At 60.4% G+C, this 17,050-nt stretch carries 19 protein-coding genes; 14 read left to right on the forward strand and 5 right to left on the reverse strand.

Features of this window, described 5'->3' with window-relative positions; translation table 11 throughout:
- Positions 1–302: 302 nt before the first annotated feature.
- The 3 genes from GGD61_RS35550 to GGD61_RS35560 all read right to left on the reverse strand — a co-directional run bounded on the left by GGD61_RS35550 (position 303) and on the right by GGD61_RS35560 (position 2,672).
- Positions 303–1,253: a DUF1194 domain-containing protein gene (locus GGD61_RS35550; RefSeq protein WP_312012782.1), complete on the reverse strand. Its 951-nt coding sequence runs from the start codon at positions 1,251–1,253 to the stop codon at positions 303–305.
- 208 nt (positions 1,254–1,461) lie between these two features.
- The gene (locus GGD61_RS35555; protein WP_028143817.1) at positions 1,462–1,725 is read right to left on the reverse strand and encodes a hypothetical protein; all 264 of its coding nucleotides are present in this window, start codon (positions 1,723–1,725) and stop codon (positions 1,462–1,464) included.
- Between the two features lie 140 nt (positions 1,726–1,865).
- Entirely contained in the window at positions 1,866–2,672 is an 807-nt protein-coding gene (locus GGD61_RS35560; protein ID WP_092261249.1) for a creatininase family protein, read from the reverse strand.
- Positions 2,673–2,836: 164 nt separating this feature from the next.
- Here GGD61_RS35560 and GGD61_RS35565 point away from each other — a divergent pair, with 164 nt between their 5' ends.
- The 8 genes from GGD61_RS35565 (at position 2,837) to GGD61_RS35600 (ending at position 8,498) form a co-directional block, all read left to right on the forward strand.
- On the forward strand, positions 2,837–3,859 hold the full coding sequence (locus GGD61_RS35565) for an ABC transporter substrate-binding protein (RefSeq protein WP_183232081.1): 1,023 nt from the start codon (positions 2,837–2,839) through the stop codon (positions 3,857–3,859).
- A gap of 10 nt (positions 3,860–3,869) precedes the next feature.
- Positions 3,870–4,685, forward strand: coding sequence for an ABC transporter ATP-binding protein (locus tag GGD61_RS35570; RefSeq protein WP_018316417.1), 816 nt, complete (start codon positions 3,870–3,872; stop codon positions 4,683–4,685).
- Positions 4,682–5,500: an ABC transporter permease gene (locus GGD61_RS35575; protein WP_092261247.1), complete on the forward strand. Its 819-nt coding sequence runs from the start codon at positions 4,682–4,684 to the stop codon at positions 5,498–5,500. Before GGD61_RS35570 ends, GGD61_RS35575 begins: the two co-directional genes overlap by 4 nt.
- Positions 5,500–6,489, forward strand: a complete 990-nt coding sequence (locus tag GGD61_RS35580; protein ID WP_092261246.1) for a 2-hydroxyacid dehydrogenase — start codon at positions 5,500–5,502, stop codon at positions 6,487–6,489. The genes GGD61_RS35575 and GGD61_RS35580 overlap by 1 nt, the downstream gene beginning before the upstream one ends.
- On the forward strand, positions 6,489–7,181 hold the full coding sequence (locus tag GGD61_RS35585) for an AprI/Inh family metalloprotease inhibitor (protein WP_092261245.1): 693 nt from the start codon (positions 6,489–6,491) through the stop codon (positions 7,179–7,181). Before GGD61_RS35580 ends, GGD61_RS35585 begins: the two co-directional genes overlap by 1 nt.
- Before the next feature lie 102 nt (positions 7,182–7,283).
- Complete coding sequence (locus GGD61_RS35590; protein WP_092261244.1) at positions 7,284–7,658, forward strand: hypothetical protein; 375 nt, start codon at positions 7,284–7,286, stop codon at positions 7,656–7,658.
- 129 nt (positions 7,659–7,787) lie between these two features.
- Complete coding sequence (locus GGD61_RS35595; protein WP_092261243.1) at positions 7,788–8,108, forward strand: hypothetical protein; 321 nt, start codon at positions 7,788–7,790, stop codon at positions 8,106–8,108.
- Positions 8,109–8,192: 84 nt separating this feature from the next.
- A complete protein-coding gene (locus GGD61_RS35600; RefSeq protein ID WP_026201668.1) occupies positions 8,193–8,498 on the forward strand; it encodes a hypothetical protein in 306 nt (101 codons plus the stop codon).
- Positions 8,499–8,557: 59 nt separating this feature from the next.
- Here GGD61_RS35600 and GGD61_RS35605 read toward each other — a convergent pair whose 3' ends face one another.
- Both GGD61_RS35605 and GGD61_RS35610 read right to left on the reverse strand, forming a co-directional pair.
- Positions 8,558–8,851 carry a JAB domain-containing protein gene (locus tag GGD61_RS35605; protein WP_409362484.1) on the reverse strand — a complete coding sequence of 98 codons (294 nt, stop codon included), beginning with the start codon at positions 8,849–8,851 and terminating at the stop codon, positions 8,558–8,560.
- 119 nt (positions 8,852–8,970) lie between these two features.
- Positions 8,971–9,717, reverse strand: a complete 747-nt coding sequence (locus GGD61_RS35610; RefSeq protein WP_183232083.1) for a TIGR02391 family protein — start codon at positions 9,715–9,717, stop codon at positions 8,971–8,973.
- A 246-nt stretch (positions 9,718–9,963) separates the two neighbouring features.
- Here GGD61_RS35610 and GGD61_RS35615 point away from each other — a divergent pair, with 246 nt between their 5' ends.
- The 6 genes from GGD61_RS35615 (at position 9,964) to GGD61_RS35640 (ending at position 16,950) form a co-directional block, all read left to right on the forward strand.
- Positions 9,964–10,479 (forward strand): hypothetical protein, encoded by a 516-nt coding sequence (locus tag GGD61_RS35615; RefSeq protein WP_183232084.1) that lies wholly within the window; start codon positions 9,964–9,966, stop codon positions 10,477–10,479.
- The gene (locus tag GGD61_RS35620) at positions 10,421–11,119 is read left to right on the forward strand and encodes a hypothetical protein (protein WP_183232085.1); all 699 of its coding nucleotides are present in this window, start codon (positions 10,421–10,423) and stop codon (positions 11,117–11,119) included. Before GGD61_RS35615 ends, GGD61_RS35620 begins: the two co-directional genes overlap by 59 nt.
- Positions 11,120–11,578: 459 nt before the next feature.
- The gene (locus GGD61_RS35625; RefSeq protein WP_183232086.1) at positions 11,579–14,803 is read left to right on the forward strand and encodes an NACHT domain-containing NTPase; all 3,225 of its coding nucleotides are present in this window, start codon (positions 11,579–11,581) and stop codon (positions 14,801–14,803) included.
- Positions 14,804–14,952: 149 nt separating this feature from the next.
- Complete coding sequence (locus GGD61_RS35630) at positions 14,953–15,519, forward strand: hypothetical protein (RefSeq protein ID WP_183232087.1); 567 nt, start codon at positions 14,953–14,955, stop codon at positions 15,517–15,519.
- Positions 15,516–16,247 carry a hypothetical protein gene (locus GGD61_RS35635; RefSeq protein WP_183232088.1) on the forward strand — a complete coding sequence of 244 codons (732 nt, stop codon included), beginning with the start codon at positions 15,516–15,518 and terminating at the stop codon, positions 16,245–16,247. Before GGD61_RS35630 ends, GGD61_RS35635 begins: the two co-directional genes overlap by 4 nt.
- Entirely contained in the window at positions 16,225–16,950 is a 726-nt protein-coding gene (locus tag GGD61_RS35640) for a protein phosphatase 2C domain-containing protein (protein ID WP_183232089.1), read from the forward strand. The genes GGD61_RS35635 and GGD61_RS35640 overlap by 23 nt, the downstream gene beginning before the upstream one ends.
- Positions 16,951–17,050: the final 100 nt, after the last annotated feature.

The following is a 17,050-nucleotide window of genomic DNA, read 5'->3' on the forward strand; positions in this document are numbered from 1 at the left end:
CCGCCGCGATATCCCTGCCGATTCGCAGCGGTCCTGTCATCAGGTCTTAAAGTGCCTGCGCCGAGATGATCTCGGCTCGACGCGGGTTCTTCCCCAGTTCCTGAACCTGAGTGGTGGACCTTATTGCGATTAATTCGCAATAGCAACTGATGCGCATTGCCGCAGAGGATGGTTCGCACCGCTGTGTGACGCGGCTGCAACATCGGCAAACATTCGTGAAACCGGCGGGCGGGCGCCGACCGACCGATGCTGAAATGGATGATGCGGCCGAATGGCGGCTGTCGGCCGGCCAACGCAAGCACCTAGCAGCCGCGGCAGACGCCCTTGATCTTCTTGTTCAGCAAGGCGTCCTCCTTGTCGGGGGGACTGCTCGTGTTGACGGCTGGACTGTTCGCCTTGGTCGCGGGGCTGACCGTATCCCACCGCGCCTGCCAGAGCTTCTCGCCGATCATGCAGGACACGCGCGGCTCCTTGTCGGCAGAGGGGGCGGCCGATTTTTTCGGCGTGCGGCCCGCCACCTCGAGCACCAGCTTGGTCCGGATCGCCTCCTTGAAACCTTCGCGATCGGTGATCGGCACGACAAAAGAGTCTGGCCCGCCGATGACGCAATCCTCGTAGTACCAGTCGATGTGATCGATATGGCTGATGTCCGTCGTCCCGTTCGGTGTCGCATTGATCAAGACCGGCAGGCCGGTGATGACGATGCCGTTCTGCAACGCCGTGTCGCGCGCTGTGACGACAGGATCGCCGACGTTGTTGGGACCGTCGCCCGAAATGTCGATGATCCGGCGCGAGCCGCGGTATGGATTCTGCTCGAACAGCGGCATAGCGAATTTGATCGCGCTCGAAATCGACGTGCGCGACCCGCGGAGGATCGGTGCCTTCATGAGCTCATCTGCGACGGTCTCGGCCGCTTCCGGTCCGTCGATCTGTCGCCAGGGGACGATGACCTTCTGGTCGTTCGTGGCCGACCATTCGAAATAGGTCAGCGCGATCCTACCGATCGGGCCGGCCCGCAAGGCTTGAAGAAATTCGCGCGAGACGATGGCCTTGGCAAAGCCTCCGCGTTGAGCTGCCAGGTCATCTATTTCCATCGAGTAGGAAGTATCGATGGCGATGACGAGTTCGAGGTCCACGGCGGGCCGGCTGTCGCCCGGGGGCGTCGTACGCGCTTGCGGCGCCGTCTCGGGACATGCTTGCGTCGATGTCAGGATCGCAATCAGGATCGATCCAATTGAAACCCGCCAATTCACGCTCGCCCTCCAGCCACCCATCCTATCCTGACACGCGGAACGTGCAATCGGAAGGGCGGTGGGCCAGACCGCTGCCGGGTTGTTCAGGCGGCAAAAAGAAGACCCCGCCCGGGGGGACAGCCGGGCGGGGTCGGGGGCACGACACGGGGTGGATGAGGCGCCCGTGTCGGACGCAGGATCCACGTAAGATCGGCCTCAGGTACTCAAATCAGTAGCAGCTACGAACGCGGCCGACGTACTGGCCGAAGGCGTTGTACTGGGCGACCCAGCCGCAGCGGTGATAGCCGTAGTAATAGGGGTCGTTGTTGGCGGCGATCGCGGAGCCGACGACGGCGGCGGTGGCGATGCCGGCACCGACACCCCAGACCCAACCGGGCTGCTTGGCTTCGGCCGAGGAGGTGGTGGACACGATGCTGCCGGTGACGGCGAGGGTCGCGAGAGCGAGAGCGGCAATCTTGGTCTTGATCGACATGTGAAACTCCATCCGGGGTTGAGGCGGTCCGTTGTGGCCCGCGTGCCCAGTTTGACGGAGGCTCCCACTGTCCGGTTCGAATGCGGCAAATCCGTTCCCGGAGAAATGAGTTTTTGTAAATGATTACAATAGGATGTCGGCTAGCCGAGCGGCCCTTTGGCGAGCCTGTTCACGTCGAAGTTATCGACCTCGCTGAGGAGCTCGCAAAAAGCACGAGCGCCTTGATCGATCAGTTGCTCGCCCTTCGCGGCCACGGCCAATGTCGCATTGCCGACGGCGCCGCTGGCGTTGAGATCCTGTGCCTGCCAGGCGAAGGGCGCCGGCCGCTGCGTCGACAGCCAGCGATATTGCTGCTCCAGCGCGATGCTGCTCGCCGGAAAATCCGCGATCGCCTCCTTGCGCACCTGATCGGGAAAGCGCGCCAGCATGATCGAGGTTTCGACCGCGCCGCCGTGGATGCCGTGGCGCACCTCGTCGGCCGGGAACAATTTGTCGGCGCCTGACAGCCGCGACCAGGACGTCGTCACCACGAACAGTTTCTGATGCGCGCGCAGATCCTGCGCGATCAGCATCATGGCCGCGCTGTTGCCACCATGGCTGGTGATGATGACGAGCTTCTTCACGCCGCGACGCGCGACGTCCTCGCCGATCCCGGTCCATCGCTTCAGCGCGGTTTCAGTCGGCAGCGTCTGCGTGCCGGGATAGTCGATATGCTCGGTGGAAATCCCGACCGGTTCGACGGGAAGAAAACTGGCCGGAACGTTGTCGGGCAGAAGCTCGCGCACGCGCGCAAGATAGGCGTTCGCGATCAGCACGTCGGTCTCGAACGGCAGATGCGGGCCGTGCTGCTCGGTCGCCGCCAGCGGCAGCACCGCGATCCAGCGCGACGATTCCGCAGGGGTTGTCTCGGCCCAGCGGATTTCGGTCCAGTCGCGGGATGGCATCATTGAGTTTTCTTTGGAGGTTTCATTGCCCGAATTTGTCACGTAATTTGGGGTATCAGGGGATGCGGGCCCGGCCGGCTCGCGTCCCCTGACGTCATGCGGTTTTATCGCGTTGCGTTCACATGAGCCAGAAGCGATTGGCCAGAAGCGATCGACGGAGTGCCATTATGACCCCCTTTCATCTGCGCAGAGCGTTCATTGCGGGCTTGATGGCTGCTTTCGTCTGCAGCGCCGAGGCGCGTGCCGAGACGCTGGACAAGGTCACCTTCGGCACCAACTGGGTCGCCGAGGCCGAGCATGGCGGCTTCTTCCAGGCGGTCGCCGACGGCACCTACAAGAAATACGGGCTCGACGTCACCATCGTTCCCGGCGGTCCCAACGAGAACAACCGGATGCTGCTGATCGCCGGCAAGATCGATTTCTTCATGGCCGCGAACACGCTGATGTCGTTCGACGCGGTCGCCAACAACGTCCCCGTCGTGACCATCGCCGCGACCTTCCAGAAAGATCCGCAGGTGATGTTGACGCAGCCGGATGCCAAGATCAGCAAGATCGAGGACCTCAAGCCGCTGACGCTGTTCGTCTCCAAGGAGGGCATGACCAGCTATTTCCAGTGGCTGAAGTCCGAATACGGCTTCAACGAGAAGAACGTGCGGCCCTATAATTTCAATCCGCAACCCTTCATCGCCAATCCCAAGAGCGCGATGCAGGGCTATGTCACCTCCGAGCCCTTCGCGGTGGAGAAGGCCGCCGGCTTCAAGCCCAACGTGCTGCTGCTCGCCGATTACGGCTTCAACACCTATTCGACCCTGATCGAGACGCGCCGCGACGTCGTCGAGAAGAAGCCCGATTTGGTGCAGCGTTTCGTCGATGCCTCCATGATCGGCTGGTACAATTACATCTACCGCGACAATTCCGCCGGCAATGCCATGATCAAGAAGCTCAATCCGGAAATGACCGACGACCTGCTTGCTTATTCCGTCGCCAAGATGAAGGAGCATGGCATCGTCGATTCCGGCGACAGCCTGAAGAACGGCATCGGCGCGATGAGCGACGAGCGCTACACCTCCTTCTTCAACAAGATGGTCAAGGCCGGCGTCGTGAAGCCCGAACTCGACTTCCGCAAATCCTACACGCTGCGCTTCGTCAACAAGGGCGTCGGCGTCGAGCTGCGCCCGAGCAAGCCGTAGCGCAAGCTCGATGTCATCAGGCAAAACCTCGTCCGCGGCCGACGCCGGCCTGACGCATCTCGCCGTCAGCCTGCGCAGCGTGACGAAGACCTATGACAATGGCGTCATGGCGCTCGGCCCGTTCGACCTCACTGTCCGCAAGGGCGAGTTCATCTCGCTGCTGGGTCCGTCCGGCTGCGGCAAGTCGACGGTGCTGCGGTTGATCGCGGAGCTCAGCGCGCCGTCGTCAGGCATCGTGCGGGTGGCGCGTCACGAAGGCGAGGTGCTGCCGGGCCACGGCATCGGCTTCGTGTTTCAGGAGCCGACCCTGATGCCCTGGACCAGCGTGCGCGAGAATGTGCGGCTGCCGCTGAGGCTCGCCGGCGTGCCGAAGGCCGAGGCGCGCGGGCGTGCCGACGCGGCGCTGGCCAGCGTCGGGCTCGCCGATTTCGCCGATGCCTTTCCGCGCGAGCTCTCCGGCGGCATGAAAATGCGGGTGTCGCTGGCGCGCGCGCTGGTCACCGATCCGGATATCCTGCTGATGGACGAGCCGTTCGCCGCGCTCGACGAGATCACGCGCTTCCGCCTCAACAATGATCTGCTCGCGCTGTGGCGCAGCCTCGGCAAGACCGTCATCTTCGTCACCCATTCGGTGTTCGAATCCGTCTATCTGTCGCAGCGCGTGGTGGTGATGACGGCGCGGCCCGGCCGCATCCAGGCCGATATCCGCATCGAGACGGTCGAGCCGCGCGGCGAGGCGTTTCGCACCTCCGCGGCCTATTCCGATTATTGCCGGAAGGTCTCGGCGGCGCTGGCGCCATCCTATTCGGGGCAGTCGACGTTATGAACGCGCAAGCCCCCGTCACCGCAAAACCGCGAGGCGCGCAACGCGCGATGCGCTTTGGGCTTCCCGTCATCGTGTTCGCGGCCGGCATCCTCGCCTGGGAACTGGTGGTGCGCATCAAGGACATCCCGCCTTACGTGCTGCCGGCGCCCTCCGTCATCGTCCTGACGCTCATCAAGGACTGGGCGGTGCTGTCACAATCGCTTGCCACCACGCTTCTGACCACGCTCGAAGGTTTTGCCGCGGCCAGCATCGGCGGCATCGCGCTGGCACTGTTGTTCAACCAGTCGAAATGGGTGGAATACTCGCTATTTCCCTATGCGATCGTCCTCCAGGTCACCCCGGTGATCGCGATTGCGCCGCTGCTCCTGATCTACCTGGAGCAGCAAACCGCAGTCGTCGTCTGCGCCTTCATTGTCGCCTTCTTCCCGGTGCTGTCCAACACCACGCTCGGGCTGAATTCGGTCGATCGCAACCTTGCCGGCCTGTTCCAGCTCTATGGCGCCTCAAAGCCGCAGACGCTGCGCTTTCTCAAGCTGCCCGCGGCACTGCCCTACATTCTCGGCGGCCTGCGCATCGCAGGCGGCCTGTCGCTGATCGGCGCGGTCGTGGCCGAGATCGCGGCCGGAACAGCGGGCGCCGGCTCCGGGCTTGCCTACAGGATCGCGGAATCAGGCTATCGATTGAACATACCCCGCATGTTCGCAGCGCTGCTTTTGTTGTCGCTTGCCGGGATTGTCATCTATGGGGTGCTGGCGCTAGTTTCGCACCTCGTTTTACGGCGCTGGCATGAAAGCGCGCTTGGAAAGGAAAACTGATGGCTGCCGGTTCGATTTCGTCCGAAAAGATCGACCTTCTGATCTATGGGCCGGTGCGGCCGATCCTCGAGAACGGGTTTTCCGACCATTTCGTCGTGCACAAGGCCGAGACGCACGGCGACCTCGAACGGCTGACGCCGGCGATCCGCGAAAAGATCCGCGGTGTCGCCGTGACCTATCACACCGTCCGTGCCGACAAGGGTTCGCTGTCGCAGCTGCCCAAGATCGAGATGGTGGCAAGCTTCGGCGTCGGCTACGATCACGTCGATGCCAAATACGCGGCCGAGCACGGCATCATCGTCACCAACACGCCCGACGTGCTGACCGAGGAGGTCGCCGACGTCGCGATGGGCCTGCTGATCTCCACCTTGCGCGAATTCATCAAGGCCGACCGCTACGTGCGCTCCGGGCTCTGGCAGACGCAGAACTATCCGCTCAGCGTCGGCTCGCTGCGCGACCGCAAGGTCGGCATCGTCGGCATGGGCCGGATCGGCCAGGCCATCGCACGCCGGCTCGATGCCTCGCTGGTGCCGGTGGTCTACCACTCGCGAAACCCGTCCAAGGACGTCTCCTACAAGCACTACCCTGATCTGATCGAGATGGCGAAGGCGGTGGACACGCTGATGGTGATCGTGCCCGGCGGCGCCTCGACCAACAAGATGATCAATGCCGAGGTGCTCAAGGCGCTCGGCCCGCGCGGCGTTCTGGTCAACGTCGCACGCGGCTCGGTGGTCGACGAGCCGGCGCTTGTGCAGGCGCTCAAGTCGGGCACCATCCTGGCCGCCGGCCTTGACGTGTTCGCGGCGGAGCCGACTGTGCCGGACGAGCTCAAGACCATGCAGAACGTCGTGCTGCTGCCGCATATCGGCTCGGCCTCGGTGGTGACGCGCAACGCGATGGACCAGCTCGTGGTCGACAACCTCAAGTCATGGTTCTCAGGCAAGGCGCCGCTGACGCCGGTTGCCGAAACGCCGTTCAAGGGGCGCTGATGAAAATTCTTCGGGTCGTTGCATTCGCCGTCGCGGCCCACTTGGCCGCGATCGGCGCTGCGCCTGCGCAGGATGCAACGAGCCTGAAGAAAGAGATGCTCGGGCAGTGGGAGCTATCGACCACCGAGCGCAGCAAGACCTGCGTCGTCACGATGAAGGGCGATGCCGCGGGGCAGGGTTTCAAGCTCGAGCTGGAGCCGGCCTGCAAGGCGGCGCTGCCCTTCACCAAGGACATCGTCGCCTGGAGCGTCAGGGGCCTCGACATCGTCCGTCTGCAGGATGCGAGCGGTGAAGCCGTGATCGACTTCACCGAGGTCGAGGCCGGCATCTTCGAGGGCCTGCGGCAGGGCGAGGGCGTCTACATCCTGCAGGATCTCGCCGCGGCCCGCTCGATGGCCAAGTCGATGGACCAGATGATCGGCGACTGGTCGATGGTGCGCGGCAACGGCCAGCCGGTCTGCGGGCTGACGCTGACCAACACCGAAGCCGGCCAGGACAATTTCCAGGTCTTCCTCAAGCCGAAATGCGAGGCGGCCATCGCGCAGTTCAACCCGACGCAATGGCGGCTGGAGCGCGGCCAGATCATCCTGATGTCGAAATCGGGCAACGTCTGGCAGTTCGAGGCCGACGACAACGCGCAATGGCGGCGCGTCCCCGATACCGCCGACCCCCTGATCATGCTGCGGCAATAGGCGGCCCCACATCCGTTGCCGCCGAATGACGCCACGCGAAGGCGGAACCTGCAGACCGGGCATCTCGTTGACGGAAGAGGTGATTTCGTTGGGAGATCCGGCATGGCCAAGCGCGTCCTCGCGATCGGCATCGAACCCGGCAGTGCCGACTACAGCGCATTCCCGCAGCTCACGCCGGAGCTCGTGCGAACCTACATCGAGGCGCAGCTGTTGCGCCTGCGCGATCTCGGCTTCGAGGTCACGAGCTGCCTGATCGATCTCGACGCCACCGCGGAAGCCAGCGTCACGGCGGCGCTCCGCGACGAGACTTTCGACTGCATCGTGATCGGCGCCGGCCTGCGCGAGCCGAAGGAGCGCCTCGTGCTGTTCGAGAAGGTGCTCAACCTCGTCCACCGCCTCGCGCCTGACGCTGCGATCTGCTTCAACACCACGCCCGCCGATACCGTCGAGGCCGTGCAGCGCTGGGTCGAACCGTAATCTTAGGCCTGGAGGCAAGTGCGCCGCCGGCTCGGCGGCCGCCACGTCTTTTCTGTGGCCTGCATGACATGGTGCATGATACGGTCGCTGCAATCCAGCGTAGAGCATGAATTCCGTTCGGGCCCCTCGATGTTCAGAGCCGTCGTCGTCATTGTCCTCGCCTTTGCCCTGTCCGGCTGCGATGCCTTTGGCGCGCTGAAAGACGGAATGCAGCACGCACGGGCCGTGGAGGGCGATCTCGAGCAATCGACCGGCGTCAGGCCGCAGGTCGGTTTCAACTGGCGCAATGGCCGCCTCGCATCGGTGACGGTCATGTTTCCGGGCCTTTATCAGACCAAGCCGTTGGGCGACCTCGCCGGCCTCGTGCGCGAGACGGTGACCAGGGAATTCAAGCAGGCACCGGACGCGATCGTGCTCTCGTTTGCCCTGGGCAAGGGTCCTTCGGCCTGAGGCCCCGCGCTGGCTGCGACAATTGGTCTGGTCCGGCGCCGTCCCGAGCGCTATGACTGGCGGCATCAACCGGGAGGATTCGGGATGCTTCGAGCTGTTGGAATGGCGGTGTGTCTGACGGTTGCGATGGCGGTGCCGGTGCATGAGGCCGCCGCCCAGGATGCCATCGGCGGCGCGATCATCGGCGGCGTCGGCGGGGCGATCCTCGGTGGCGCGCTCGGCGGAGGCCGCGGTGCTGCCATCGGTGCCGTCGTCGGCGCCGGCACGGGCGCCGCGATCGCCTCCGAAGGCGAGCGCCGCCGCTCCGGCTACTACGCCTATCAGCGCGGCTGCTACATGCAGAGGCCGGACGGCTACTACGTCCGGGTCGATCACAGGTATTGCTACTGAGCGATCATCGAGTTCAGGTGAGCGGCCGCAACGCGCATCGCGACGGACGGTATCTCGCCCTAGATCAACCGCATCCCGCGCAGGCTGGCATGTCCGCTCTTGCCGACGATGATGTGATCGTGCACGGCAATCCCGAGCGGATTGGCGATGTCGATGATCGCCTTCGTCATCTGGATATCCGCCTGCGAGGGCGAGGGATCGCCTGAGGGATGGTTGTGCATCAACCAAGTTGGAAGAGAAATTGCATTTAGAAACAATCTCTTAGCCGGCCCGTCATGTTGGACGGGGATATGCAATGGGGATGAGATCTTCCTTATATATCTCGACAGGACCGAATGATCCCGCAGTCGCATACTAACACATTATCGATCACGCTGTAGCACGGATAGCGCTTCGACAACTGCTTCGGCACAAGCATCGGATCACGAGCAAAGTCCCGCGTTCTGATAGACTAACTGGCGTTGCGTACGCTCTACGCGTTATCGACGATCCGACGCAGCACGCCCGCCGTCATCAGTTCTTCGACAGCGATTAACGTGTCGGTGATCGTCGGATCATTGTGGCCCTTAGGGTTAGGAATCTCGCCGAATGCTCCCGTAAACAGATCACAGCGGGCTACTCTGCGAGAACGTGGCGCTGCCACTTCGCGAAGAGGCCCATTGTCAGGGTCAAAGGCCTTCTTCATGAGCGCGGCGCCAAAATCCGTGCTGGCAAGCGAGCCTTTGTTTCGCACGGCAACCTCGAGCGATTTGAAGGCTTCGAAAATTGCTGTGTCATAGTCGCCGACAGAAAATGCGTTCCAAGCGGCGTCGGGCAAGCTTGGATGGAACATCTCGCGCGCAAACCTAGTCCGCATTCGGACACCTGTGTAGTCAGTTGCCGCGTGTGCGCTCTTGCCCTTAGCCGACGGCACGCGATATCCATTTTTTCCGTTATAAGAATCAGGCTCCTCGATCAGGCCGCCGTCTTCCAACCCTTTCCACGCTCTGGCAATGACGCGCTCGAGATCCGATTTGGTCTGAACGCTATAAGCGTAGCCGCCGTCCTCAAGCAGCAGCGTGGGAATTGCATCCCGCGTTATCATGGGATGCATTCCGTCTGCGCAATATTCAACGATGCAGCGCAGCAGCGCGCGCTCGATTTCGAGTTCTGTCGTCGCCCGCAGTTGCTCGATGCTGGGATAATGCGCGAGGATCACGCTGATGAAGGGATTCGGCATTCGGAGTCGCACTTCCGTTGATCTCGCAATCGTATCAGGCTGTTTGCTTGCTCGGCAATAATCTCGTGGGAACGGCTCTCGGAAGAGCCGATCTGGTGCGGGCAGCTTCCGTGCGGCGTATGGCGCTGTCAGCTGGGCAGTTGAGGACCCTAGCCGCCGTGACGCGAATTGTCTTGATAATAGTGAATACATGCCGCATCGATCTGTCCTATTCGCCTGTTCGGCCTAAGCCGCTCCAGGGGGCCAATGAGCAATCGAGACGAATTCTCGCGAAAGACAAAAGACGCACTCAGGCTCCGCGCCAGCAATCTCTGCTCCTTCCGTGGTTGCAAGCGTACGACTTCGGGTCCGAGCGACGAATCACCCGACGCCGTCAACATGACTGGAAAGGCCGCGCATATTCATGCAGCCGCCCCTGGCGGACGGCGCTACCTCGCCGCGATGACGCCAGAGAAACGCGCGGACATTTCGAACGGCATCTGGCTGTGTGCCCATCATGCGGATCTTATCGACAGGGACGAAGTCACCTACACTCCTGATATGCTTCGAGCGATGAAGCGCGAGCACGAACTTGACTGCGACCGCAAGCATCGGGCTGCGCTACGGGGTGGCGAATCCTCGCTCGACCTTATCGCTATCGGGCCAGATATTGTCTTCTGCGGCGAGTTACTCGGCGTCGACAAAATCGCAATGGCGTTTACATTTGCAGAATTTCGTCGAAGGGGACCTGCACGACCTGCTCAAATTCATCGAGCGCTTTGAACGGGCGCCGACGATCGATCGCTATGTACTCATCAACTCAGGTGATGGGCGCGTGCTGAGCGCAGCACCGTCCGTCAGCAAGGAACTGACCGGCGGCCATATGCTAACGTGCCCAATTTATCCGAGTGCCGAACGAATCACCGCGGCTGAACTCCCGATGGATTTTGCACTGTCTGAGGACCATGATCTCATGCCGACCGAGAATGGCGGGATAGCCGAGGTGGCTGGCATTGCTGCGCTCCCACAAACGATAAAGACATGCCTTTCGAGTCAAAAAGGCGAAAGCCCATTTCATAGGGACTTTGGCACGCGCTTCGCCAAAATATTTTCGCCTGCTCGCAGGCTCTCCATGGCTCGAACAGATCCTAAAATTGGAGGTCATCCGTCAGGCCGCAATCCCCTATGTGATCCCCTCGATAGTCGCCAATACACGCCGTTACAGTGCGTCGAGCAAGTCTACGGAGTCGAACTTCTCGCTAACGTTCCCTCCGAAAACTGGCTGCCTATTCGGCTTGATTTCGAAGTGAAGGGCCTTGGGCGATGGCAACGCGACCTGTCCATTTGTGTGCCTACGGAGGAGGTGAAGCGGCCGTCTTGGCAGGAATTGATGGCCGGCCCTCTGGATCGGATACAATCCTGAAAGTGGAAACGCATGAGCAATGATCAGTGTCGGGTGCGCGCGAGCCGAGCACGTTTGACCAATCTCCTTCTTGGCCACTGACACACTATGTCGTGAGATATCGCAGCCGGTGACTGCGAGACGCCGCAGTACGCAACGTTGGAGGGGTATTTCTGAATGGCGGAAGCAGGCGGGCCGGCCAATCAGGCCGGAATTTTCTTCCAGAACACGATAGCTGCCTTATATCTCGGCCGGATGGTGGACCTTCGGTCCCGTGCAAGACGAGATCGAGTCTTGCATGTGCGCGTGGAAGCACCTGAGGCCGTCGACGACATTGTGGTGTTACTTGGAGATGGATCGCGACGCTACATCTAGGCGAAGCGTTCGATAGACGTTTCATCCGACGCCTGGGACCGCGTATGGCAGCAATTCTGGCAGCAACTGGCTCGACCTACGACAGCACTTGAGGATCGTCTGCTTTTGGTTCTTGGAGAACCGTCAAAGACTGCCGCGGACTTGGAGGAATGCTGCCGCCGAACAACCGACGCCGTAGACCACGAAGAATACTTAACGAAGCGGCTCAACGAAGGGCAACGGTCGCTGTTCTCCAAGATCGAAACCGCCCTTGCCGGTTACGCTGTCAACGCCGACAACGTTCGCGCGTTGCTTTCCCGCGTCGATGTGGAAGTCTATTCTCACGCCCTGATCGAGCGTGATCATGCACCGCTATGGATGCCGGATTCAAACTGCGATCCCTCCTCGTTGCTCGCTCGACTCCGCGACATGGTCGGCGGGGCCTCAATCGTACGGGGAACCTTCGAGCCTGCGAGGCTCCTCGAGCGACTAAGGAGCGAGGGGGTGGTGATCGGCGAGCCCCAAGGGTGGGGCGCCGATAGCTACCGCTCCGTCTTGACGGGTAAAGCTGTGATCGAGGTTCCCGGTACCGGCGTTGTCAAGCCGATCGACGAGACATTTATTTGGCCCCGCGCTCATCGGTACGATCGTTCGCACCGCGCGGACTTCGATGACGAGGTGCCGAATCCCTGGTTTGGCATCCGGCCGGACTCCGTGAACGTGTCGAATTTTCCAACGGCCGGGTTCGACCGCGTCGTGGTCGTGTCAGGCCCCGGATTCGGCAAGAGTACCTTGAGTCTGGCGCTGGCCAAATCGGCGGCAGAGCGCGGATTGCTTCCCGCAATCATCTCAATTCATGAACTCGCAAAGCAAGAAGGCGGCGTCGGCCGTTTTCTTCAGGACCAGCTGAATGCGCAGTTCGAAGTCTCCGTTGATTGGACAAGGGCCGCGGAAGCGGGGCTATTGGTGCTCTTCTTCGACGGGCTCGACGAAGTCTCGATCGACCGTCGCGCCGTCATGCTCGAGCGTGTCAAGACTTTCTCCCTACGCTATCCGGCCGTGCCGTGGCTTCTGACTGTTCGCGACGCCGCGGCGCTTGCGGCGCCGACGGACGCATTTCTTGTTGAATTGGACGCGCTGGATACCGACGATATCGGCAGGTATATTTCCTTTTATCGTCCGAACGATGCCGGCTTCGGAAAACGACTGCAACAAGCCTTCACGGCCCGTCCAGATCTCGGGCGGCTTGTCCGCATCCCGCTTTTTCTCGCTATCCTGCTCTGTTCGGATCTTGAGGTGAGCGAACTTCCCTCGAAGCGGACCGAATTGCTCGAAGCTTATCTGCACCTGCTGTTCCGTCCGGAGCAGTTCAAGGGAGCGGTTAGCGCCGTGGTCGACCCGGCGGCGCTGCGCCCTATCGCAGAATTGATTGCTTATGATTCCTTGGAGCGCGAAGCGATCGGCGTGGACGCGCGGCGTTTGGAAGCTTCGGTTCGAAATGCACTCGGGCTAGGTCAGCCCGTGCAGCCTGCGCTGGACAGGCTCATCACATGCGGCGTGCTCCGCCCGAGCGGACCCGCTCGGTTCGTCTTTCCATTCCCTGTGGTCCAGGAATACCTCGCTGCGTGTTACATACTGGATTTCCGCATGGAGGGAATCTCCGGCCGACTGTCCTCGGCATCGAAGAGGCCGTGGGCACAGACGTTGCAGTTTGTGCTCGAAAGGCATCCGCATCCGATTCCATTGGTTACAAACTTCCTGGCGCAGGAAGACGACGTATTCGGTACCGGGATGCGCCTTATGGCACGCTGCGTCGCGAACGGTATGAGCGTGACGCCGCCGCTGAAAGCTGAACTTACACGGCGATTGTGTCGACTATGGCCTTCAGCCGCTTGGCGGCTGCGTGGTCGGATCGGAGCGCTGATTGCTGCCGCCTTCTGTGATCCAATGATTCCCGAGTTGCGCGCGCTATTATCCAACCGCTGGCTGCTGCACCATGGAGCCGGGACCATCGTCGCGCAGATCAAAAGCCCCGATCTGACCCGTTCGGTTCTCGCGGATTTTCTTGCCGGAGATATCGAGCATCTGCTCAATCTTGCCGAGATGCAGCCTGCAGTGAGCGCGCTTGGTGATGAAGCTCTCGACATATATGTCGCCCGTGCGCGACGCGACGGCGCGTCCGAAAAGGAGTTGGAGGCGATATCTTCGCTCATCGGACATTTAGATCCAGCACAGCTATCTGATGAACATCTGTTGGCGGTCGCGCTTGATGAGCGTTTGCCAATTTACATCCGCTTGGAAGCTTTCGGCCTTCATTCCACGCCGGTGGATCCCCGAGCAATGCCGCTCGTCGAGGCCGCGCTGGGAATGCCGGGATATCACACGCGCTCCGCTGCCGTCGAAATCATCATGAAGCTGAAGGATCCGGTCTCGTCTCTGAGGGACGCCTTGATGCGGTCCGATCTGAAGATGAAGGAGAAGCTGGACCTTTTAGGCTATCTGCCGCGTGGACTTCTGCCGGCACAAAAGGCCGAAATCTGTCGAACTCTCTCACAGGACGACAGCATCCAAGACGAATTGCGGCGACGACTGTCGATCTTTGGAGCGCGATATGGCAACAGCGATTCGATGTGCGCCTTGGTCGAAGCGGCAGATCGGCTGCCCATCGCGGATCTCCGTACGACGATTGCGATCTTCGGTCATCATCGGTCCCGATCACTGGTAGAAACCTTGATACTACGCCTCAAGGAACGCACATTTTCTCCATCGGATAGGGCGGGATTGACCAGCAGCATCGTGCTTGGAATGACAGCCCTTTTTCAGATGGACATGTTCGAGGGAGGGTTGATTGATGTTGCACCGCTGCACCCGGGCGCGGACCTCTTCCTGCCGCTGTTGGAGGAGTGGGCGGCCATGGAAGACTATGAACCGATCGACGGTCTAAACCAAGCCGAAGGATTTGCGCGGTTCGGATCCGAGGCTGCCTTGTCGGCGATCGAACAGAGACTGAAGCAGGTGTTGGATTCGAACGGTATCGATCTTGCAGATTCTGACACGGCAGCACATGTTGGGCATGCACTGACGACGTTGCGTGAAAGACAGCATCTTCTGCCACTTCCATTTCTTGAGAGAGTCGTCGATCGATGTTCCTACAATGGAGCATCTGGAGCTGTCTCTATGATCGCCGCGCACGGCACGCATGCCGCGCTCGATTTATTGCTGGAAATCCACACGAGCGCCACCACCTCGCTCAAGGAAGCGGTTATGGATTCGTTAGAAACGCTGGCGGGCAGGTTGGGCTTACGAATTCGGCCGATCGGTGAGGGCAGGCTTGAAGCAGCAATAATTTGAAGTGGTGGATACTCGGAGGTACTATCAGGGGTGGTTGGCCTCCCATCATTCGCGGCGCCACGTGGGCGGTAAGTTCTGTTCTTGATCAAAAGACCCGCTCTATGGTTGACTGTCCTCAGTCCTAGGACAGCGGACGACGGCGAATTTGCATGAAAAGTCAAGATCTTGTTATATTGCTGAAGCTCGTGAGCGTTGAACAGGGCAAAAACGAGGGTGATGCGCATCCCGAAGAGGCTTCGCATCACGATGACCCATACTCCGTGCGCGGCCTGGAAGCAGCCCTTGGCATTAGCAAGACGGAGGTCAATGCCTCGATCAACCGGAGCCTTTCGTCGGGTCTTGCGGTCAAAGATCGGGCATCCGGCCAGGCAAGGCCCAACCGCCGCAATCTCTATAATTTCCTGGTGCACGGATTGAAGTTCGTTTTCCCGGCTAAGCCGGGTGCGATGACCCGGGGCATTCCCACCGCCTTTGCGGCCGCCCCGCTCAAAAATCTTCTGATCAGCGGAGGCGAGTACATTTACGTCTGGCCGTATGCCAAAGGCAAAGACATGGGCCAGGCGATAGACCCGCTGTTCAAAAGCGTACCCCAGGCGATTCAAAAGGACGATCGCCTGTATGAGTATCTGGCCCTTATCGATGGTGTCAGGCTTGGAAATCAAAGGGAGGCGGGGCTCGCGGCCGAGCGCCTATCGGAAAGGCTGCTCAAAAAATGACCACCGTTAAAGGCCAATTGCTTCAGATGCTGCAAACGGTCGCCCAGTCACTGGGAGACGATCTGCGCGAGCGGCTGGTGTTTGTTGGCGGTTGCACAACAGCCCTTTTCATTACGGACGAAATCGTGCTCGAAGGCGTTCGGGCAACCGACGACGTGGATCTCATCGTTGATCTCGTTGGACATGCGCAATGGGCTCAACTGCAAGACCAGTTACGTCAGAAGGGGTTTGTGGAATCTCCGGAAGACGAGATCATTTGCCGCATGCGGCTCGGCGAACTCAAGGTCGATTTCATGCCGGATGACGAAAGCATTCTCGGCTTTAGCAATCGCTGGTACGCCAAAGGCATTGAGACGGCGGTCACGTGTCCCCTGAACGAGACACTGAACATCAAGCGTCTCACGCCGGAACTATTCGTGGCGACAAAGTTGGAAGCATATCTTGGTCGCGGCAACGGTGATCTCCTAGGCAGCCGTGACATCGAGGATATCCTTCTCGTCGTTGATGGGCGAGAGGAGCTCGTGACTGAAATCCAAAACGCAGACGATGATGTTCGCTCCTACATTGCAGAGAAGTTCAAAGCGCTTTTAACTCATGAGGATTTTGATCATTCTCTCGAAGGTAATATCAAAGGACCTGAAGGCCGCGTCGATATTGTACGAGAGCGCTTTGTCGCCATATGCAATGCTGCTGAGCGAGAGGGGAATGGAGATCAACTGGCGCAGTGAGCAAGGAAAGAGGACGCGCGATAACCCGGATTGCGCGGGAGTCGGAGTGCGCGCCGATGCCGTGTTATGTCTCCTTCTCGACGGTTCAACCTCTGGCCCGACAAGCGGTGACCTTGCTCGCCAGATTATCCGCGATATCGTAGACTGGTACGTCGCCAACGACGAAGCCGCAACGGTAGAATGTCTCAGCGCGCAATTGCGCCGCACTCATCGCAGCTTATCTTGGCGATTTCCGCGGGACAGCGCGAGCTACGTGCTCGTCCATATGCCGAACACAGGGACGGCGCTCGTTCTGCACGCTGGCGATTGCTTGTTAGGAAGCCGCGAGGAAAACGGCGCGGTCCATTGGTTCACCAAGCCCCATACGTTGGCCAATCCGATAGGTGACGTTCCGTTTGACGAGATCGCCAGGAGTCCTGCCCTGAACCGGCTGACACGAAGCTTCCGAGCGAGAGAATTCATTCCGGGCGAGGTAAACAAAATCACAGCAGAGTCGGGCAAATCATTTGTTGCCGCAACCGACGGGTTTTGGGCGGAGCTTTCGGCGGGAGAACAAGCCATGTTCTTGCAAGGGGACGATGTGGCGATCGCAGCTGAAGGCGATGATCGAAGCGCCCTTCAGATTGGATGTCTTAATGAGCCAGGTACCAAAATCCAATTCGTCAAAGATGCAGCGACCAATCTCTACATAAAAAGATCTTGAGGTCTTTCTAGGGTCTGTTTGGATTCAGGATTCTCATTCCCGCTTGATTGTGATTCAAGCTTGGAATGAACCGATTCGTTTTGACTGATGCCCAATGGGC

The organism is Bradyrhizobium sp. SBR1B, from assembly GCF_014198205.1.
Taxonomy (GTDB): Bacteria; Pseudomonadota; Alphaproteobacteria; order Rhizobiales; family Xanthobacteraceae; genus Bradyrhizobium.